This is a genomic window from Pseudomonas sp. P2S-1 (assembly GCF_057197725.1).
Genome location: NZ_CM170068.1, coordinates 3,014,331 through 3,031,705, shown reverse-complemented (window position 1 = coordinate 3,031,705; position 17,375 = coordinate 3,014,331). Strand labels below are relative to the sequence as shown.

Annotated in this window: 10 protein-coding genes, 2 tRNA genes and 1 pseudogene; 7 read left to right on the top strand and 6 right to left on the bottom strand. The window is 64.8% G+C overall.

The genetic code is table 11. The annotated features are described in order from the left end of the window. Window positions 1-255 precede the first annotated feature (255 nt). Window positions 256-480 (bottom strand): hypothetical protein, encoded by a 225-nt coding sequence (locus tag AC2CQI_RS13260; RefSeq protein WP_075803984.1) that lies wholly within the window; start codon window positions 478-480, stop codon window positions 256-258. 972 nt (window positions 481-1,452) lie between these two features. Between AC2CQI_RS13260 and AC2CQI_RS13255 the strand changes: the two are divergent. Together AC2CQI_RS13255 and AC2CQI_RS13250 are read left to right on the top strand one after the other, a co-directional pair. Next, window positions 1,453-1,776: pseudogene (locus tag AC2CQI_RS13255) on the top strand (sel1 repeat family protein); the annotation flags it as partial. A gap of 67 nt (window positions 1,777-1,843) precedes the next feature. After that, window positions 1,844-3,349 (top strand): DNA recombination protein RmuC, encoded by a 1,506-nt coding sequence (locus tag AC2CQI_RS13250; protein ID WP_075803985.1) that lies wholly within the window; start codon window positions 1,844-1,846, stop codon window positions 3,347-3,349. Here the strand turns inward: AC2CQI_RS13250 and AC2CQI_RS13245 are convergent. Beyond that, window positions 3,321-6,797, bottom strand: coding sequence for a PAS domain-containing hybrid sensor histidine kinase/response regulator (locus AC2CQI_RS13245; RefSeq protein ID WP_484580405.1), 3,477 nt, complete (start codon window positions 6,795-6,797; stop codon window positions 3,321-3,323). The two genes, AC2CQI_RS13250 and AC2CQI_RS13245, sit on opposite strands and share 29 nt — an antisense overlap. A 248-nt stretch (window positions 6,798-7,045) precedes the next feature. Here AC2CQI_RS13245 and AC2CQI_RS13240 point away from each other — a divergent pair, with 248 nt between their 5' ends. Both AC2CQI_RS13240 and AC2CQI_RS13235 read left to right on the top strand, forming a co-directional pair. Beyond that, the gene (locus AC2CQI_RS13240; RefSeq protein WP_484580404.1) at window positions 7,046-8,179 is read left to right on the top strand and encodes a TDT family transporter; all 1,134 of its coding nucleotides are present in this window, start codon (window positions 7,046-7,048) and stop codon (window positions 8,177-8,179) included. A 199-nt stretch (window positions 8,180-8,378) separates the two neighbouring features. Then, window positions 8,379-10,253, top strand: coding sequence for an MFS transporter (locus AC2CQI_RS13235; protein ID WP_075803732.1), 1,875 nt, complete (start codon window positions 8,379-8,381; stop codon window positions 10,251-10,253). A gap of 2 nt (window positions 10,254-10,255) precedes the next feature. Here the strand turns inward: AC2CQI_RS13235 and sugE are convergent, their stop codons facing one another. Then, entirely contained in the window at window positions 10,256-10,573 is a 318-nt protein-coding gene (gene sugE / locus AC2CQI_RS13230; protein WP_009407432.1) for a quaternary ammonium compound efflux SMR transporter SugE, read from the bottom strand. A gap of 229 nt (window positions 10,574-10,802) precedes the next feature. Further along, complete coding sequence (gene rdgC / locus AC2CQI_RS13225) at window positions 10,803-11,723, bottom strand: recombination-associated protein RdgC (protein ID WP_484580403.1); 921 nt, start codon at window positions 11,721-11,723, stop codon at window positions 10,803-10,805. A gap of 159 nt (window positions 11,724-11,882) precedes the next feature. On the opposite strand from rdgC, the gene AC2CQI_RS13220 reads away from it, so the two are divergent. From AC2CQI_RS13220 to AC2CQI_RS13210, 3 genes are all read left to right on the top strand, one after another. Next, window positions 11,883-11,958: transfer RNA gene (locus AC2CQI_RS13220), tRNA-Val, on the top strand. Between the two features lie 15 nt (window positions 11,959-11,973). After that, a tRNA-Asp gene (locus AC2CQI_RS13215) sits at window positions 11,974-12,050 on the top strand. Between the two features lie 146 nt (window positions 12,051-12,196). Then, a complete protein-coding gene (locus AC2CQI_RS13210) occupies window positions 12,197-13,888 on the top strand; it encodes an Hsp70 family protein (protein ID WP_484580402.1) in 1,692 nt (563 codons plus the stop codon). On the opposite strand, the gene AC2CQI_RS13205 is transcribed toward AC2CQI_RS13210, so the two are convergent. Next, the gene (locus AC2CQI_RS13205) at window positions 13,836-16,547 is read right to left on the bottom strand and encodes a DUF805 domain-containing protein (protein WP_484580401.1); all 2,712 of its coding nucleotides are present in this window, start codon (window positions 16,545-16,547) and stop codon (window positions 13,836-13,838) included. The two genes, AC2CQI_RS13210 and AC2CQI_RS13205, sit on opposite strands and share 53 nt — an antisense overlap. Beyond that, window positions 16,544-17,239 carry a DUF1266 domain-containing protein gene (locus AC2CQI_RS13200; protein WP_075803736.1) on the bottom strand — a complete coding sequence of 232 codons (696 nt, stop codon included), beginning with the start codon at window positions 17,237-17,239 and terminating at the stop codon, window positions 16,544-16,546. Before AC2CQI_RS13200 ends, AC2CQI_RS13205 begins: the two co-directional genes overlap by 4 nt. Between the last annotated feature and the right edge of the window lie 136 nt (window positions 17,240-17,375).

Sequence of the window (17,375 nt, the reverse complement as noted above, 5' to 3'; positions counted from 1 at the left end):
AATGGCCGGCAGGTCGCTGGTGCTTGGCAGCAGGGTGGATCGGGGTCAGGCCCGCCGGAAGCGGACAGGTCCGCTTGAGTTGAAGTGTAGTGTCATATTCCGGCTGTAAAGGGCTGTTTTTAAATCGTTTCCGGCATGAGGGCATAAGCCATATACCGAACCGGACTTAAAAAGGCGGGGCGTTTCAGGCGATGCGCGAGGGTGGGGCGGATAGCGAAAGCCCCTCGAATGAGGGGCTTTGAAGTGAGTGTTCCATCAGGCGACGAGCGCCTGACGGGTCCGGTCGATCACCGCCTGCAGCGGCTCGGCACCGGTGTACTGCTCGGGGTACAGGCGTTCGCTGTGCTGGGCGATGCCGTGTTCGTCGACCAGGGTGAAGCTGAAGCTGTTCTTGCGCGAGGCAAGGATGATGCAGTTCAGCGGCGCGAAGGCCTGGGAGAGGGTGCGGATGGCCGCTTGGGTGTGGCTGTTGTGAGTCATCATTGTTTGGACGTTCCTGCATTAGATACGGCAAGTTTGAGCCGTATATATTTCAAACGTTCCAGTGACGCGAGTATTAAGGCTTGCTCGTGCAAAACCCTTGGACGTGCGGCAGAACCCCTGGAACAGGGCAGCCAGTGAATGAGCGCAATATAGATGGTGGCGCCTTGGGCTGACTGGTAGGTACTTCGGAAGACGGGCAACACGCCAGGGCAATAGGTTCTGCGCCTCTGGGTGAGGATCCTGTTCAGTCTGCTGGAGGGCTCGGCAGGGCGGTATGGATGTGCCTGGTGAGCTTTTTCGGTTGGCGGGTCCTGGTTTCAGCAGGAAAGCCCGTGAGTGTAGGGCAATGCTGCAAGGACCGCTTTGGCCAGAATTGACTTTCAGCTTGGTACTAACGGCGGCGAAGATACTCGCTTCCGCTCTCGCTGGCAAGTACTTTCATCTTCCATCCGGCGAGCCGAGCATTATCTCCATTTTACCGGTCTCTGGGAAGCCCCATGGCTCATTGCCAATGGCCGCGATGGTGCGTCTGATCGCCTCGCTTTGGGGCGTTTGTACACACTTGGGGCGACTGCTGTCACAACCCGGTCATGGCCCTGCATGGCTCCCCCATTGACCGCTCCGATCTGACAAGTCAATGAAAAAAAACACTTTTTTTAGCTGGTGAAAAAATCGTCAGTTTGAGCGCAGGCCCCATTCCATGGGGGTTTGCGGGGTGCCGGAGGCGGTTGTCCACTGAGTTATCCACAGCTTCTGTGGATTGTCCCGGGCGCTTGCTCTAGGACGGGCGTGCCAGCAGGTCGAAGGCTGTCGGACAATTTTCCGAAGCGGTGGTACTGGCTAAAAAATCACCTCGGAAAGGTCAAGAAAAAAGATCAGAAATTTCTGAAAAAACTTCAGAAATGGCACGGGCGATCGTCGGAAAAATCGGGTAGAGTGCGCGCCCCAAGAAATATCCTGCCTGTTTTTATGAAGTTTCGCGGTCGATCCACCGAGTCAACGCCTGCTGCTCCTTCCACAAAATCCCCCGCCGAAGCCAAGCGCTTTTCGCTGAAGGTCGCCCTGTGGCTGCTCGACAGCCCGCGCCTGGGCGACAAGCCCAAGGTCAAGCATTTTGCCGGGCGCCTGCTCAAGCAACCGGCGCGCGAAGGCGTGGTGGTCGCGCAAAGCCGTTTGGGGCAGATGCTCTGCCGCGAGTGCGGCAATGCCCGCGACCGTCGCATCGGTCACGAGCTGCTGCGCCAGGCGGCCCGCGCCGGCGACTCCAGTGCCCAGCTAGAGCTGGAGGAATTGCTGCGCGACTGAGCAGCCCGACTGATAAGCTCTGCGGGATTTTTTCCGAGGGTTGAGCATGCTGTCGATGGTTGCAATGGATCTGACCAGCCTGGTGCTGGGTATGTTGCTGGCGGCGGTGCCGGCGACCGTGGTGCTGGTGCGCTGGCAGCGCCAGCACAGCGAACGCCAGGCGCAACTGGCCTTGCAGGAAGAGCGCCTGAGCGGTGCCTTGCTCGCCCAGGAAGGCCTGCAGGCGCAACTGGACGCCAGCCGCGACGAAATCAGCGATCTCAGCCAGGCCAACAGCGCCAAGCAGGCCAGCCTCGCGGCCCAGGCCCGGGAACTGGACCTGCTGCAGATCGACCGCGACAACGCCCGTGATGCCGCCCACGCCTGGAACCTCGAACGCAGCGCCCGCGAAGCCGAGCTGCGCCGTCTCGACGCCCGCTGCGCCGCCCTCGAGGCCGAACTGCGCGAGCAGCAGGACAGCCACCAGCAGCGCCTCGCCGACCTTCAAGGCTCGCGGGACGAACTGCGCGCCCAGTTCGCCGAGATGGCCACGAAGATCTTCGATGAACGCGAGCAGCGCTTCGCCCAGACCAGCCAGCAGCACCTCGGGCAGTTGCTCGACCCGCTCAAGGAGCGCATCCAGGCCTTCGAAAAGCGCGTGGAAGAAAGCTACCAGCAGGAAGCCCGCGAGCGTTTCTCCCTGGGCAAGGAGCTGGAGCGCCTGCAGCAGCTCAACCTGCGCCTGAGCGACGAGGCCACCAACCTGACCCAGGCCCTCAAGGGCCAGAAGACCCAGGGCAACTGGGGCGAGTTGATCCTGGAAAAGGTCCTCGAACACGCCGGCCTGGAAAAAGGCCGCGAATACCAGACCCAGGTCAGCCTGAAGAGCGCCGATGGCGAGCGTTACCAGCCCGACGTGCTGATCATGCTGCCCGGCGACAAGCAGGTGGTGGTGGACTCCAAGGTCAGCCTGACCGCCTACCAGCAGTTCATTGGGGCCAGCGAGGACGATGTCGCCCAGGCCGCCCTCAAGCAGCACGTGCACTCCCTGCGTAGCCACGTCAAAGGCCTGTCGAGCAAGGACTACAACCGCCTCGACGGCCTCACCAGCCTGGATTTCGTCCTGCTCTTCGTACCTATCGAAGCGGCGTTCTCGGCTGCCCTGCAAGCCGAGCCGGGTCTGTTCCAGGAAGCCTTCGACCGGCAGATCGTGATCGTCAGCCCGACCACCCTGCTGGCCACCCTGCGGGTCATCGACAGCCTGTGGAAGCAGGAGCGGCAGAGCCAGAACGCCCGGGAAATCGCCGAGCGGGCGGGGTGGCTGTACGACAAGTTCGTGCTGTTCATCCAGGACCTGGACGAGCTGGGCAACCGCCTGCAGCAGGTTGACAAGGCCTATGCGGCGGCGCGCAACAAGCTCTGCGAAGGGCGTGGCAACCTGATCAGCCGCAGCGAACAGCTCAAGCTGCTCGGTGCCCGGGCCAGCAAGAGCCTGCCGGGGGACCTGCTGGAGCGGGCCATGGCCGGGGAGGGCAACCCGGCCAACGACGGGCTTATTGCACCAGGCTCAGATGGCGATTGAGCAGAGCGCGCAGGGCCGCCGGCTTGACTGGTTTGCTGAGGAAATCGAGGCCGGCGGCATGCACCTTGGCCATGGTCTCGCCATGCCCGTCGGCGCTGATCACCACCCCTGGCACCGGCTCGCCCAGGCGCGTGCGTAGCCAGGCCATCAGTTCGGTACCGATCTCGCCCTCGTCGAGGTGATAGTCCACCAGCGCCAGGTGCGGGCGCAGGCCCTGGTCGAGCAGCGCTGCGCATTCCTCGCGGTTGCGTGCGGTGGACACCTGGCAGCCCCAGCGGCTGAGCAGGCTGTTCATGCCGATCAGGATGCTGTCCTCGTTGTCCACGCACAGCACCTGCAGGCCGGCCAGCGGCTGGCCGGCCTGTTCCGGGGTCTTCACCGGCTCCGGTGTGCGGGCCGTGGCCAGCGGCACGCTGACGCGGAACACGGTGCCCTTGCCGCTCCATGAGCGTACTTCCAGCGGATGGCCGAGCACCTTGCACAGGCCGTCGGCGATCGCCAGACCGAGGCCCAGGCCTTTCTCGGCGCGGGTCTGGTGGCTGTCGAGGCGCTTGAATTCTTCGAAGATCACTTGCAGCTTGTCGTCGGCGATGCCCGGGCCGCGGTCCCAGACTTCCAGCCACAGATGGCCCTGGCTGCGGCGCACGCCCAGCAGGATCGGGCTCTTGCCGTAGCGGAAGGCGTTGGTCAGGAAGTTCTGCAGGATCCGTCGCAGCAGCTTCATGTCGCTGTGCACCCGCAACTGGCTGCCGCGCACGCGGAAGTCCAGGCCCTGTTCGCGGGCCAGGACCTTGAACTCGGCGCCGAGGGTGTCGAACAGCTCGCTGAGGGCGAAGGGCTTGGCGTCCGGGGTGATCTTGCCGTTTTCCAGGCGCGATATATCCAGCAGGTCGCTGATCAGCTCTTCCGCCGAGCGCAGCGAGCTGTCCATGTGCCGGACCAGTTGCTGGGCCTCGTCCGACAGGCCTTCGGCCTGGTGCGAGAGGGCGGCGGAGAACAGCCGGGCCGCGTTCAGCGGCTGCATCAGGTCATGGCTGACGGCGGCGAGGAAGCGGGTCTTGGACTTGTTCGCCGCTTCCGCATGGCTCTTCGCCTCGGTCAGCGCCAGGTTCAGTTGCGACAGTTCACGGGTGCGCTCGGCCACGCGCTGTTCGAGGCTTTCGTTGGAGTCCTTGAGCAGTTGCTCGGCTTCGCGGAACGGGGTGATGTCGGTGAAGCTCATGACGAAGCCGCCGCCGGGCATCGGGTTGCCGATCAGCTCGATGACCCGGCCATTGGGGAACAGGCGCTCGGAAGTATGCGCGCGGCCCTGGCGCATCCAGTGCAGGCGCCGGGCCACATGGACCTGGGCCTCGCCGGGCCCGCACAGGCCGCGCTCGGCGTTGTAGCGGATGATATCGGCGATCGGCCGGCCGACGCTGATCAGCCCGTCCGGATAGTTGAACAGCTCCAGGTAACGGCGGTTCCAGGCCACCAGGCGCAGCGACTGGTCGACCACGCTGATGCCCTGGCTGATGTTCTCGATCGCGCCTTGCAGCAGGGCGCGGTTGAACTGCAGCACCTCCGAGGCTTCGTCGGCGATGCGCACCACGTCTTCGAGCTGCATGTCGCGGCCTTCGATGGCCGCCTTGACCACCGCCCGGGTCGACGAGGTGCCGAGCACGCCGGCGAGCAGGCGCTCGGTGTGCTCGATCCATTCGCCGTCGGCGTTCTGGTTGGGGTTGAAGCCCTTGCCCTGGCGGTAGGCGAAGCGGATGAAGCTCTGCCGTGCACGTTCCTCGCCGACGAAGCGTGCGGCGAGGTGCAGCAGGTCGTCGATCTGCACCGCCAGCAGCGAACGGTTGCTCGGCCGCGAGCTGCTCTGCTGGCCGATGAAGCGCCCGGCCTGCCAGTGTTCGGTGACCCGGGTGCGGGACAGGATCGAGACCCAGGCGAAGACCGTGAAGTTGCCGGCCAGGGACAGCACCACGCCCTGGGTCAGCGGGGTGATCGGCAGGCCCAGCGGATTGCCGTCCAGCCAGGTCAGGCCGGGGAACAGGGTCAGCGGCCAGCCCAGGCTATGGGCGGCGATCGGCAGGACCAGGGTGTAGAACCATAGGAAGGTGCCGGTGGCCAGGCCGGCGAACACGCCGCGGCGATTGGCCTGCTTCCAGTACAGCGCGCCGAGCATGGCCGGTGTGAGCTGGGTCACGGCGGCGAAGGCGATCTGGCCGATGGTGGCCAGGCTCGCGGTGGAGCCGAGCAGGCGGTAGCTGACATAGGCGAGCAGGAGGATGACCACGATGGTCACCCGGCGCACTGTCAGCATCCAGCTGCGGAACGCTTCGAACGGTCGCTCGGCGTTGTTGCGGCGCAGCAGCCAGGGCAACAGCATGTCGTTGGACACCATGGTCGACAGCGCCACCGCCTCGACGATGACCATGCCGGTGGCCGCCGAGGCGCCGCCGATAAAGGCCAGCAGGGCCAGGCTCGGGTGGGCCTCGGCCAGGGGCAGGCTGATCACGAAGGAGTCGGAGATCACCGAGCCGGGCAGGAGCATCTGCCCGGCCAGGGCGATGGGCACCACGAACAGCGCGGCCAGCACCAGGTACATCGGGAACACCCAGCGCGCCAGGCGCATGTCCTGCGGCTCGATGTTCTCCACCACGGTGACCTGGAACTGCCGCGGCAGGCAGATGATCGCCATCATCGCCACGCCGGTCTGGACGATCATCGACGGCCAGTTGATGGTTTCCTGCCAGTAGCTGTCCAGTGCCGGGGCGACCCGGGCCTGGCTGAACAGGTCGTCGAAGCCGTCATACAGGTTGAATACCACGAAAGCGCCGACGGCGAGGAAGGCCAGCAGCTTGACGATGGCCTCGAAGGCGATGGCCAGGACCATGCCGCGGTGGTGCTCGGTCACGTCCAGGCTGCGGGTTCCGAAAACGATGGAGAACAGCGCCAGGACCAGCGAGATCACCAGCGCCGTGTCCTGCACCCGGCTGCCGGTGGCGTCGGCGTTGGCGCCGATCAGCAGGTTGACGCCGAGGACGATGCCCTTGAGTTGCAGGGCGATGTAGGGCAGCACGCCGACCAGGCAGATCAGCGCGACCACCACCGCCAGGGTCTGGGATTTGCCGTAGCGGGCGGCAATGAAGTCGGCGATGGAGGTGATGTTTTCCTGCTTGCTGATCAGCACCATCTTCTGCAGCACCCAGGGCGCGAAGATCAGCAGCAGCACCGGGCCCAGGTAGATGGGCAGGAAGGCCCAGAGCTGTTCGGCGGCCTGGCCCACCGCGCCGAAGAAGGTCCAGCTGGTGCAGTACACCGCCAGCGACAGGCTGTAGACCCAGGCGCGAAGGCGAGGTGGCAGGGGCGTGCCGCGGCGGTCGCCGTAGAAGGCAATGGCGAACATGATGGCCATATAGACCAGGGCGACCCCGGCGATCAGCCCGCTGGACAACGACATGAAGACTCCGAACGAAAAAAACCACCTCGATCAATCAGTCTGGCATGCCGCCCGGGCTTCGTCAGCGCCGACCAAAGTCGCGGTGGCAGGACGTCGCAGGGAAAGGGCATTGCAGACGCCTCGCGGCGGATTTGCCGGGTTGTTTATAGGTAAAACCGATAACAGATAGAGAAAATAACCGTTATATGGATATTCCTTTTGGTTGTAGCGTGGTGATCACCTCATGAGAGGACAGGAGACAGACCATCATGCCTTGCCAGACCGCCGTTCACCCTTTGCGCCCGTTCAATCAGCTGGCCCACCCGCGGGAGGTGATTCGCCAATTCATCCCCAACTGGTTCGCCGTGGTCATGGGCACCGGCGTGCTGGCGCTGGCCTTGCCCCAGGCTTTTGCGGGGCTGCATGGCGTGGCGGAAGCACTGTGGTGGCTGGCGAGCGGATTGTTCGTGCTGTTCAGCGTCCTGTATGGCGCGCGCTGGCTGATGTTCTTCCATGAAGCGCGGCGGATCTTCGCCCACTCCACGGTCTCGATGTTCTTCGGCACCATTCCCATGGGGCTGGCGACGCTGCTCAACGGTGCGCTGGTGTTCGGGTTGGCGCGGTTTGGCGACGGTCTGCTGCCGTGGATCGAAGCGCTGTGGTGGATCGATGTGGGGCTGGCCCTGCTGTGTGGCGTGGCGATTCCCTTCCTGATGTTCACCCGCCAGGAGCACAGCATCGACCAGATGACGGCGGTGTGGCTGTTGCCGGTGGTGGCTGCGGAAGTGGCGGCGGCCAGCGGTGGCCTGCTGGCGCCGCATCTGGCGGACAGTGCGCGGCAGTTGCAGATGCTGGTCACCAGCTATGTGCTGTGGGCGGTGTCGTTGCCGGTGGCGTTCAGCATCCTGACCATCCTGATCCTGCGCATGGCCCTGCATAAGTTGCCGCCGGCGCATATGGCGGCGTCGAGCTGGCTGGCCCTGGGGCCGATCGGGACCGGGGCGCTGGGGATGTTGCTGCTGGGCGGGGATGCGCCGGCGATCTTTGCCGCCAATGGTCTGCACGGCTTTGGCGAGACGGCCCGGGGGCTGGGGCTGATTGCCGGGATCGTGCTCTGGGGCTGCGGGTTCTGGTGGTTGCTGACGGCGCTGCTGATCACCCTCAAGCATGTGCACCAGGGCATGCCGTTCAACCTCGGCTGGTGGGGCTTTACCTTTCCGCTGGGGGTGTATGCGCTGGCGACCCTGAAGCTCGGGGTGTGGCTGGAGCTGGGGTTCTTCAAGGGGATGGGCGCGGTGCTGGTGCTGGCGCTGGTGGGGTTGTGGTCGCTGGTGGGGTGGCGGACCCTGTGCGGGGCCTGGCGCGGGGAGCTGTTCGTGTCTCCCTGCATCAAACAGGCTTGAGATTTTGGGGCCGCTTTGCGGCCCTTCGCGGGCAAGCCACGCTCCTACCTTGGAACGCTGTCATCTGTAGGAGCGTGGCTTGCCCGCGAAGGACCGCAAAGCGGTCCCATTGGCCAGAAGCAAGGGTTATCCGGCAAAGTGTGGCTTTTCCCGCTTTCGGCGCCTCAAATAACCAACGCCCCGAACAGGTACATGGACGATGAGCCACACCTCGCAGTTCGCCTTGCTGAAGAAGCGCCGCTTCCTGCCCTTCTTCATTACCCAGTCCCTGGGTGCCTTCAACGACAACCTGTACAAGCAGTCGCTGATCCTGGCGATCCTCTACAAGCTGAGTCTCGGCGGCGACGGCTCGATGCTGGTCAACCTCTGCGCCCTGCTGTTCATCCTGCCGTTCTTCCTGTTCTCGGCCCTGGCCGGGCAGTTCGGCGAGAAATACGCCAAGGACGCGCTGATCCGCACCATCAAGCTGGCCGAAGTGGTGATCATGGCCGTCGGTGCCGTGGGCTTTGTCTTCAACCAGCTGTGGCTGCTGCTCCTGGCGCTGTTCGCCATGGGCACCCACTCGGCGCTGTTCGGCCCGGTCAAGTATTCGATCCTGCCCCAGGCCTTGCGTGAAGAAGAACTGGTCGGCGGCAACGGCCTGGTGGAAATGGGCACCTTCCTGGCGATCCTCGCCGGGACCATCGCCGCCGGGGTGATGATGTCCTCCACGGGCTACGCCCCGGTGGTGGCCTGCGGCATCGTACTCACCGCTGCCCTGGGCTACCTCGCCAGCCGCTTCATTCCCCGCGCCGCCGCGGCGTCGCCGGAACTCAAGCTGCAATGGAACATCTTCTCGCAGACCGCCGCGACCCTGCGCCTGGGCCTCGGCCAGACCCCGGCCGTGTCGCGTTCGATCGTCGGCAACTCGTGGTTCTGGTTCGTCGGCGCCATCTACCTGACCCAGATTCCCGAGTACGCCAAGCTATGGATGCATGGCGACGAAACCGTGGTGACCCTGATCCTCACCCTGTTCTCCGTGGGCATCGCCCTGGGCTCGCTGCTCTGCGAACGCCTCAGCGGGCGCAAGGTGGAAATCGGCCTGGTGCCCTTCGGTTCCTTCGGCCTGACCCTGTTCGGCCTGCTCTGGTGGTGGCACTCCGGGGATATCCCGGCCGCCGCCGCGCCTTATGACTGGCTGGCGCTGCTGGAAATGACCAAGGCGTGGTGGATCCTCCTGTCGATCGTCGGCCTCGGTGTGTTCGGCGGCTTCTATATCGTGCCGCTGTATGCCCTGATCCAGGCCCGTACCGCAGAAGACCAGCGGGCCCGGGTGATCGCTGCGAACAACATCCTCAATGCCCTGTTCATGGTGGTCTCGGCGATCTTCACCATGCTGCTGCTGGGCGTGGCCGGGCTGGAGATTCCCCAGCTGTTCCTGGTGGTGTCGCTGCTGAACATCGCGGTCAATGCCTACATCTTCAAGATCGTCCCGGAATTCAGCATGCGCTTCATGATCTGGCTGCTGAGCCATTCCATGTACCGGGTCAAGCACCGCGACCTGGAGCGGATCCCCGACGAGGGCGCGGCGTTGCTGGTGTGCAACCACGTGTCCTTCGTCGATGCGCTGCTGATCGCCGGGGCGGTGCGCCGGCCGATGCGGTTCGTCATGTACTACAAGATCTACAACCTGCCGGTGCTCAACTTCATCTTCCGCACCGCCGGGGCCATTCCGATTGCCGGGCGCAACGAGGATCGCGCCACCTTCGACCAGGCCTTCGAGCGCATTGCCGCGTACCTGGAGGAGGGCGAGCTGGTGTGCATCTTCCCCGAAGGCAAGCTGACCGGGGATGGCGAGATCGACGAGTTCAAGGGCGGGGTCAGGCTGATCCTCGAGCGCACCCCGGTGCCGGTGATTCCGCTGGCGCTGCAGGGCTTGTGGGGGAGTTTCTTCAGTCGCGATCCGGCCAAGGGCTTTTTCCGCCGCTTCTGGTCGCGGGTAACCCTGGTGGCCGGCGATGCGATTCCTGGCGAGGAAGCGCAGCCGGCGCTGTTGCGCGAACGGGTCGGGGCGTTACGCGGCGAGATTCGCTAGATTCAGCTGGCGCTGACCTTCAGGCCGATCAGACCGGCAATGATCAGCGCCACGCTGGCCAGGCGTACCAGGGCCATGGACTCGCCGAACAGGATGACCCCGGCGATTACCGTGCCGACGGCGCCGACGCCGGTCCAGATGGCATAGGCGGTACCCAGCGGCAACTCCTTCATGGCCAGGCCGAGCAGGCCCAGGCTGATGGCCATGGCGGCGATGGTCAGGACGGTGGGGAGGGGACGGGTGAAGCCGTCGGTGTATTTCAGGCCGACGGCCCAGCCGACTTCGAAAAGGCCGGCGCAGAACAGGATGATCCAGGACATGCTTGGTACTCCATCAGGGTGATGGGGCCGTCCCCGGGCGTTCACGCACTGCGTCGCGAGGTCGTCCTCGCAGTGGGCGATATGGTGCACCGTTCTGGTGCCTGGAGCAAACTTCAAGGCTCACATCGAACCCTGTGGGAGCTGGCTTGCCAGCGATTGCGATGGTGAATTCACTGCCGCTATCGCTGGCAAGCCAGCTCCCACAGGTTTATTCAGCGTCCTCGGGATTTTAGATCCCCTGCGGAATCTCTTCCCCACCCAACGCCTCGAACAGCGCCGGCAGGAATTCGGTGAAGGTCAGCATCATCAGGGTGAAGCTGGCATCCAGTTGGCCCGGCGCTTCCTCGCCGCCATCTTCCTCGGCCTGGTCCTGCAGCAGCTCTTCGAACTTCAGGCGCTTGATCACCGTCTTGTCATCGAGCACGAAGGACAACTTGTCCTGCCAGGCCAGGGCCAGCTGGGTCACCTGCTTGCCGGTGCCCAGGTGCATCTGGATCTCTTCGCTGGTCAGGTCCTGGCGCTTGCAACGGACGATGCCGCCATCTTCGTGGGTATCACGCAGCTCGCACTCGTGCAGAACGTGGAAGTCCGGCGCGGCCTGCTGGTTCTTCACCCAGTCGGTCATGGTGGCGCTCGGGGCGATCTTCACGGTCACCGGACGTACCGGCAGCGAGCCCATCACTTCACGCAGGGTCGAGAGCAGGTCTTCGGCACGCTTGGCGCTGGCCGAGTTGACCAGGATCAGGCCGAGCTTCGGCGCGATGGCGGCGAAGATCATCGCCCGGCGAATGAACGCACGAGGCAGGAAGGCCTGGACGATCTCGTCCTTGATCTGGTCGCGCTCCTTCTTGTAGACCTTGCGCATCTGCTCGGCCTCGATCTCCTCGACCTTCTCCTTGACCGCGTCGCGCACGACGCTGCCCGGCAGGATGCGCTCTTCCTTGCGCGCGGCAATCAGCAGGAAGTCACCGCTGACATGCACCAGGGGCGCGTCTTCGCCTTTGCCGAACGGGGCGACGAAACCGTAGGTGGTCAACTCCTGGCTGGCGCACGGGCGGGCGGGCTTGCTGGCCAGTGCGGCTTCCAGTGCTTCGGCATCGAACGGAATGTCCTGGGTCAGGCGGTAGCTCAGCAGGTTTTTGAACCACATGGGGCGGATCTCTCCTCTCTATATAAGGGGAGCATTATTCTCCGGCTGACGCTTCCAGGCCAAGCCCGCTAAGTCGTTGGATCGCCTGAAAAAATTTTTTCAAAAAGTGCTTTACAGAGCTTGGGGTGCTCCGTAGAATGCGCGCCACACCGAGACGATGGGTGATTAGCTCAGCCGGGAGAGCATCTGCCTTACAAGCAGAGGGTCGGCGGTTCGATCCCGTCATCACCCACCACTTCTCAGTGTTAGCGCAGCGGTAGTTCAGTCGGTTAGAATACCGGCCTGTCACGCCGGGGGTCGCGGGTTCGAGTCCCGTCCGCTGCGCCATATTCAACTTCCAGGGCCCACTGAACACCCGGAAGTTACAAAGAAAGCGACCTTAGGGTCGCTTTTTTTGTTTTCGTCGTTCGTCCAGAATCAAATCAGCGCGCTGGTGCCACTTGCCAGCACCTTTTCTGAGCAAGAGATCGACCATGCAGGACGCCAGTATTCCCTCCGCCCCGTTGCTGGGCATTGACCTCGGTACCACCAACAGCCTGATCGCCGTCTGGCAGGAAGGCCGTGCCCAACTCATCCCCAACGCCCTCGGCGATGTGCTGACCCCTTCGGTGGTCAGTGTCGACGAAGACGGCAGCATCCTGGTCGGCCGCGCCGCCCGTTCGCGCCTGACCACCCACCCCGAGCGCAGCGCCGCGGCGTTCAAGCGCTTCATGGGCAGCGACAAGCGCTTCGAGCTGGGCGGCCAGTCGTTCAGCCCGGAAGAGCTCTCGGCCCTGGTGCTGGGTGCGCTGAAACAGGATGCCGAAGCCTTTCTCGGCGTCCCGGTCAACGAGGCGGTGATTTCGGTCCCGGCCTACTTCAGCGACGAACAGCGCAAACGCACGGTCTTCGCCGCCGAACTGGCCGGCCTCAAGGTGCAGCGCCTGATCAACGAACCGACTGCCGCCGCCATGGCCTACGGCCTGCACGAGCAGAAGTTCGAACGCACCCTGATCTTCGACCTCGGTGGCGGCACCTTCGACGTCACCGTGCTGGAATATTCGCTGCCGCTGATCGAGGTGCATGCCTCCACCGGCGACAACTTCCTCGGCGGCGAGGATTTCACTGCCGCGTTGCTGCAAGCCTGCCTGAAGGACTGGCAGCTCGATATCGCGAAGATCGAGCCCCAGGCCCTGGCCACCCTGTGCGATGCCCTTGAACAGCTCAAATGCCGCCTGGCCCAGGGTCCGCAGTCGCTGAGCTGGAAAGGTGCGGGTGAGGTGCGTGAATGGCGACTGGACGAAGCCCGTGCCCAGTCGATCTGGGAGCCGCTGCTGGCACGCCTGCGCGCACCGATCGAGCAGGCCCTGCGCGATGCCCGCCTGAGCCCGCGTGACCTCGACAGCCTGGTGCTGGTAGGCGGTGCCACGCGCATGCCGGCGGTGCAGCAGATGGTCGCCACCCTGTTCGGGCGCCTGCCGTACCGGCACCTCGATCCGGACACCATCGTCGCCCTCGGCGCCGCCAGCCAGGCGGCCTGCAAGGCGCGGGACGCGGCGATCGAAGAGCTGATCCTGACCGACGTCTGCCCCTACACCCTGGGCATCTCGACCACCCGGGGCGAGGAGGTGCGCGGCGCCTTCTCGCCGATCATCGAGCGCAATACGGTGATCCCGACCTCGAAGGTGCAGCGCTTCTACAGCACCCACCCCGAGCAGAAGGTGATCCGCATCGAGGTGTACCAGGGCGAGCGCCCGTGGGTGCGCGACAACATCTTCATCGATGCCTTCGAGGTGCAGTTGCCCCAGGTCGGGCGCCAGCAGGAACTGGATGTGCGTTTCAGCTACGACATCAACGGCCTGCTGGAAGTGGACGTGACCCTGCTGGAAAGCGGCGAGCGCCACAGTCACAGCATTGACCGCAGCCCCACTGGCCTCGACGAGGAAGCCCGGGCCAACAGCCGTGCGCGCCTGGCCGCGTTGAAGATCCACCCCCGCGACACCTTGCCCAACCGAGCCCTCACGGCCCGTCTGGAGCGGGCCTGGATGCACAGCCTGGGCGAGGAGCGCGAGCGTATCGGCGCCTGGCTGGACGAGTTCAATGCGGTACTCGCCAACCAGCGCGCCGAAGAGATCACCAGCCGTCGCCAGGCTCTAACACGCTTGCTGGACGAGCTCGGCGTTTAGGTTTCAGCTGGCGCAGCAGCGCCTGCAGACCGCCGGCTTTCGGGTTCTGCCCGTTGGCCGGCTTGCCGAAGCGACTGGGCAGGATGTCGCCGGGCAGCACCAGGAGTGCCAGCAGGTACAGCGGGATCAGCACCGGCACGATCACCAGGGCGATCCATAGCCAGATCGGCTGCTCGCGGTCGCGCAGGCGGCGGATTCCGGTGCCCAGCGTGCCGACGGTGCAGAAGATCGCGGCCAGCACATGCAGCTCGTTCGGCATGAACGGGATGCTGGCGCCGAACCCGGCCCAGAGCGCCAGCATCAGCCCGTAGTCGCGCCGGCCCAGGCGCCGGTCGATTCTCCAGAACTGCCAGGCCCCGACCGAGTCTTCCGGGGTATTCACTTCCATCATGGCTTCGGCCAGCCCCAGCACTGCGGTCACTGCCAGGCGCAGGCCTGTGCCGTTGGCCGGGTCGTCCTTGGCCATCTGCAGGGTCGCCAGGGCTCGGGAGGCGGGCCAGGCGGTGTTGACCGCTGCCATTTTCTCCAGCGCGTCCAGGGCCAGGTAGAAGGTATCGCTATCCTTGCCTTCCAGCGCCTTGCGCGCCGGGCGCTGGATCTCGCGCTTGGGCAGGTGCTGGCGGAATTGCTCGCACCACGGGTCGTCGCCGGCCACGGCCTGCATCCGGTCAAGCACGTGGCCGCGATCCTCGTCGCTGAAGCGCGGGTTGAAGAACAGCGCGCCGAGGAACAGGGTCATGCTGTAGCGATCGCCGCCGAAGGCCTCGGGGTCACTGCCGAAGGTTCTGAGCAGGAGGTTGTGGCGCGGCAGCCGGGCGTCTGCCAGGACGCTGTCGAGGGTGCAGAGTTCGTCGGCGAGCAGTTCCTGTACCGGGTTGTCGCGGTCCAGGCCAGCCAGCAGCGTCTCGACTGGCGCCCCGGATTCCAGCCATTGGCCGAGCAGGTCGCGGGTCTGGGCGAACGGATGCCCGGCCGGGTAGTCGAGGTTGCGCAGCATCGACGGGGTGATCAGGGCCAGCCAGCGCTCGGGTTGCTCCAGCAGGGCAAGGATGAACAGCCCTTGTGCGTGCCAGGTCCACGGATCCTCGGCAGGGTCCGCTGCGCTCAGTTCGATGTCGCGGTTGGCCAACCGTCCCAGGTGGTCCAGGGCAAACGGAGCGGGTTGCATCTGGCCGGGGGCGAAATGCTCGAACACTCGCTGCAGGGCGCGCAGGTCGTAGGCGCGCATGTGCCGCAACCAGTTGCGGCAGGCAAGGGGACCGAATTCCTTGGCCAGGGCGCGGGGGAAGTCCGGGTATTTTGCTTCGCTGTGCAGATAGCCACTGAGGGCTAGCGGCACCGGTGCCTCTGTCAGCCAGCGCAGGCGCTGTGCGGCCTGGCGGCGGAAAGCCTTGAGCACCAGTTCCTCGAACAGCTCCGTAGCGTCGGGCGCTTCGCTGATTTCCCGCAGCAGCGCGTCGTTGCCACGGGCCAGGCCCCAGGCGTAGCGGTAAAGGCGTTGCAGGTGTGGCTGCGGATGGTCGTCCAGCAGCAGGGCCAGCAGATTGACCTCGGTGCTGTCATCGAGACGCCAGTCGACGTAGGCGGCAGCCAGGCCATCCAGCTCCGTGCGCCTGGCGATGTACCAGCGTGACAAGGTCTCCGGGGATTGAGCAAAGCTGCCGAAGAGCTGGCCCTGTTCCTCCAGGCCTGGCGGCCAGGCATCGACGTCCTGCTGCCGGTCGAAGGCCTGGACCAGCAGCGGCACGAACTGCGGTTGCTGGCCGTGGCACAGCTCGATCAGCCGGCGCGGCGCCTGCGGATGCTGGAACTCCCAATGCAGCCGCGTCCAGCTGACCAGCGCTTCCGGGACCTGGTCCAGGATCGTCGCGTGCTGGGCCAGGAGGAACAACAGGTCGATATCGTCCGGATCAGCGGCCTGCTGTTCGGCGCAGCGCTCGTACAGGCTCTGGCTGGGCACTTCCGCCTTGGCGAACTGCACCATCAGGCGCTGCACCAGGCTGTCGTCCGCCGGCAGGGGCAGGCAGGTATGCAGGTTGGCGAAGCTGGCGTACTCGAACAGCGGGCGCTGGTGGAACAGGTACTCCAGGGAGTTCAGGTACCACAGGGTTTCCTGCTGGGCGATCGCCGACCACTGGCCCATCAGCCCGGTGGGGAAGGGGTCGGGTTGTTCGAGGTGCTCGAGAAAGCCCTCGATCTCCCGCGCCGCGTCGAAGTCCAGGCGCAGCAGTTGCTGGGACCAGGCCAGGCGTTTGGCGAGCAGGCCTACGCACTCGCGGGAAATCATCCCGCAACTGCGCACGCCTTGCAGCAACGACCAACTGACGTCCTCGAGGGTTTCCAGCGGCAATTGGTCCAACTGGCGGACAAAGGCCTGCCAGGCCGGCGGGTCGTAGCGCCGGGTGCTGTCTTCGAGCAGGGCGCGGAATTCGTCGAGGATGCCCGGTGGGGCTGCGGACTCTGGCTCTTCCCGTGGCGGCTCTTCCCTTGATGGCTCCTCGCGCGCGTGGCGCAGGGCACTTTCATAGGCTTCGCGCAGGGCCTGGAAACCTTCCGGGTCGGTTTCCGGGTGATGTTCCGGCAGGCGCGCGCGGTAGGCGCCGCGAATGGTGTTCTGATCCTTGGTCGGTTCGATGCCAAGGCGGATCCAGCAACTCATGACCAGTTACCTTCGGCGAGGGAGTCGGGTTGTTCCGGCAGGTTCAGTTCCAGGTGCCAGGGCAGGTCGATCAGCGGCGAGTCGGGGTCGTTGCTCAGGCTGGCAATGATGTGCTGGTTCCAGTGCTCGGAGCCCTGGCGTTCCAGTTGCCGGCTGAACTGCTCATCGGGCAGGTCGGAGCAGCCCCACAGGCCGCGGCCGATCACATAGCCCGCCACATAGGACGACCAGCTGCCGTAGTAATGCCGCGCCCGTGCCGCCAGGCGGCCTTGCAGCCAGAGGCTTTCCTCGAAGCTGATCCACTCGTTGCGCAGCCCGCAACGCAGCAGGAAGCCCATCCGTCCCAGATCCCAGGAACGGGTGCCGCCGAAGCCGCAGTCGAGGAAGGTACGCGCGGCGTAGTCGTGGAGGATTCGTTCGCGCAGGCTCAACTGTTCCAGCAGCGTCTGCCACTCGCCGGGCAGTGCGCGCTGATAGCGCCAGTAAGCGGTGTTGAGGTCGGTGGCGTGACCGTTGTCGGCCATGCGCCTGACGATATCGAGCAACTGCTCGCGGGAATCGACGTTCCACGACTCGCCCAGGTTGATCTTGCGTTCTTCGTCGTAATAGTACGGCGAGGTGTAGCTCGCGCCGTTGAGCGCGGCCATTGGCGCTGACAGGGCATAGAGCCAGCGCTGTTCGATCTCTTCCATGAAGCACTCCGGAGGCGGGACGGGCGGATTGTAACCAGACGTTAGAGGCTACGACCACGTCTGCCGCGCTTTGGTGCGGGCCTCACCACGACGGTGCAGGTTTACGCGGGTCCTTGGGGCTAGTCATGACGTTTGT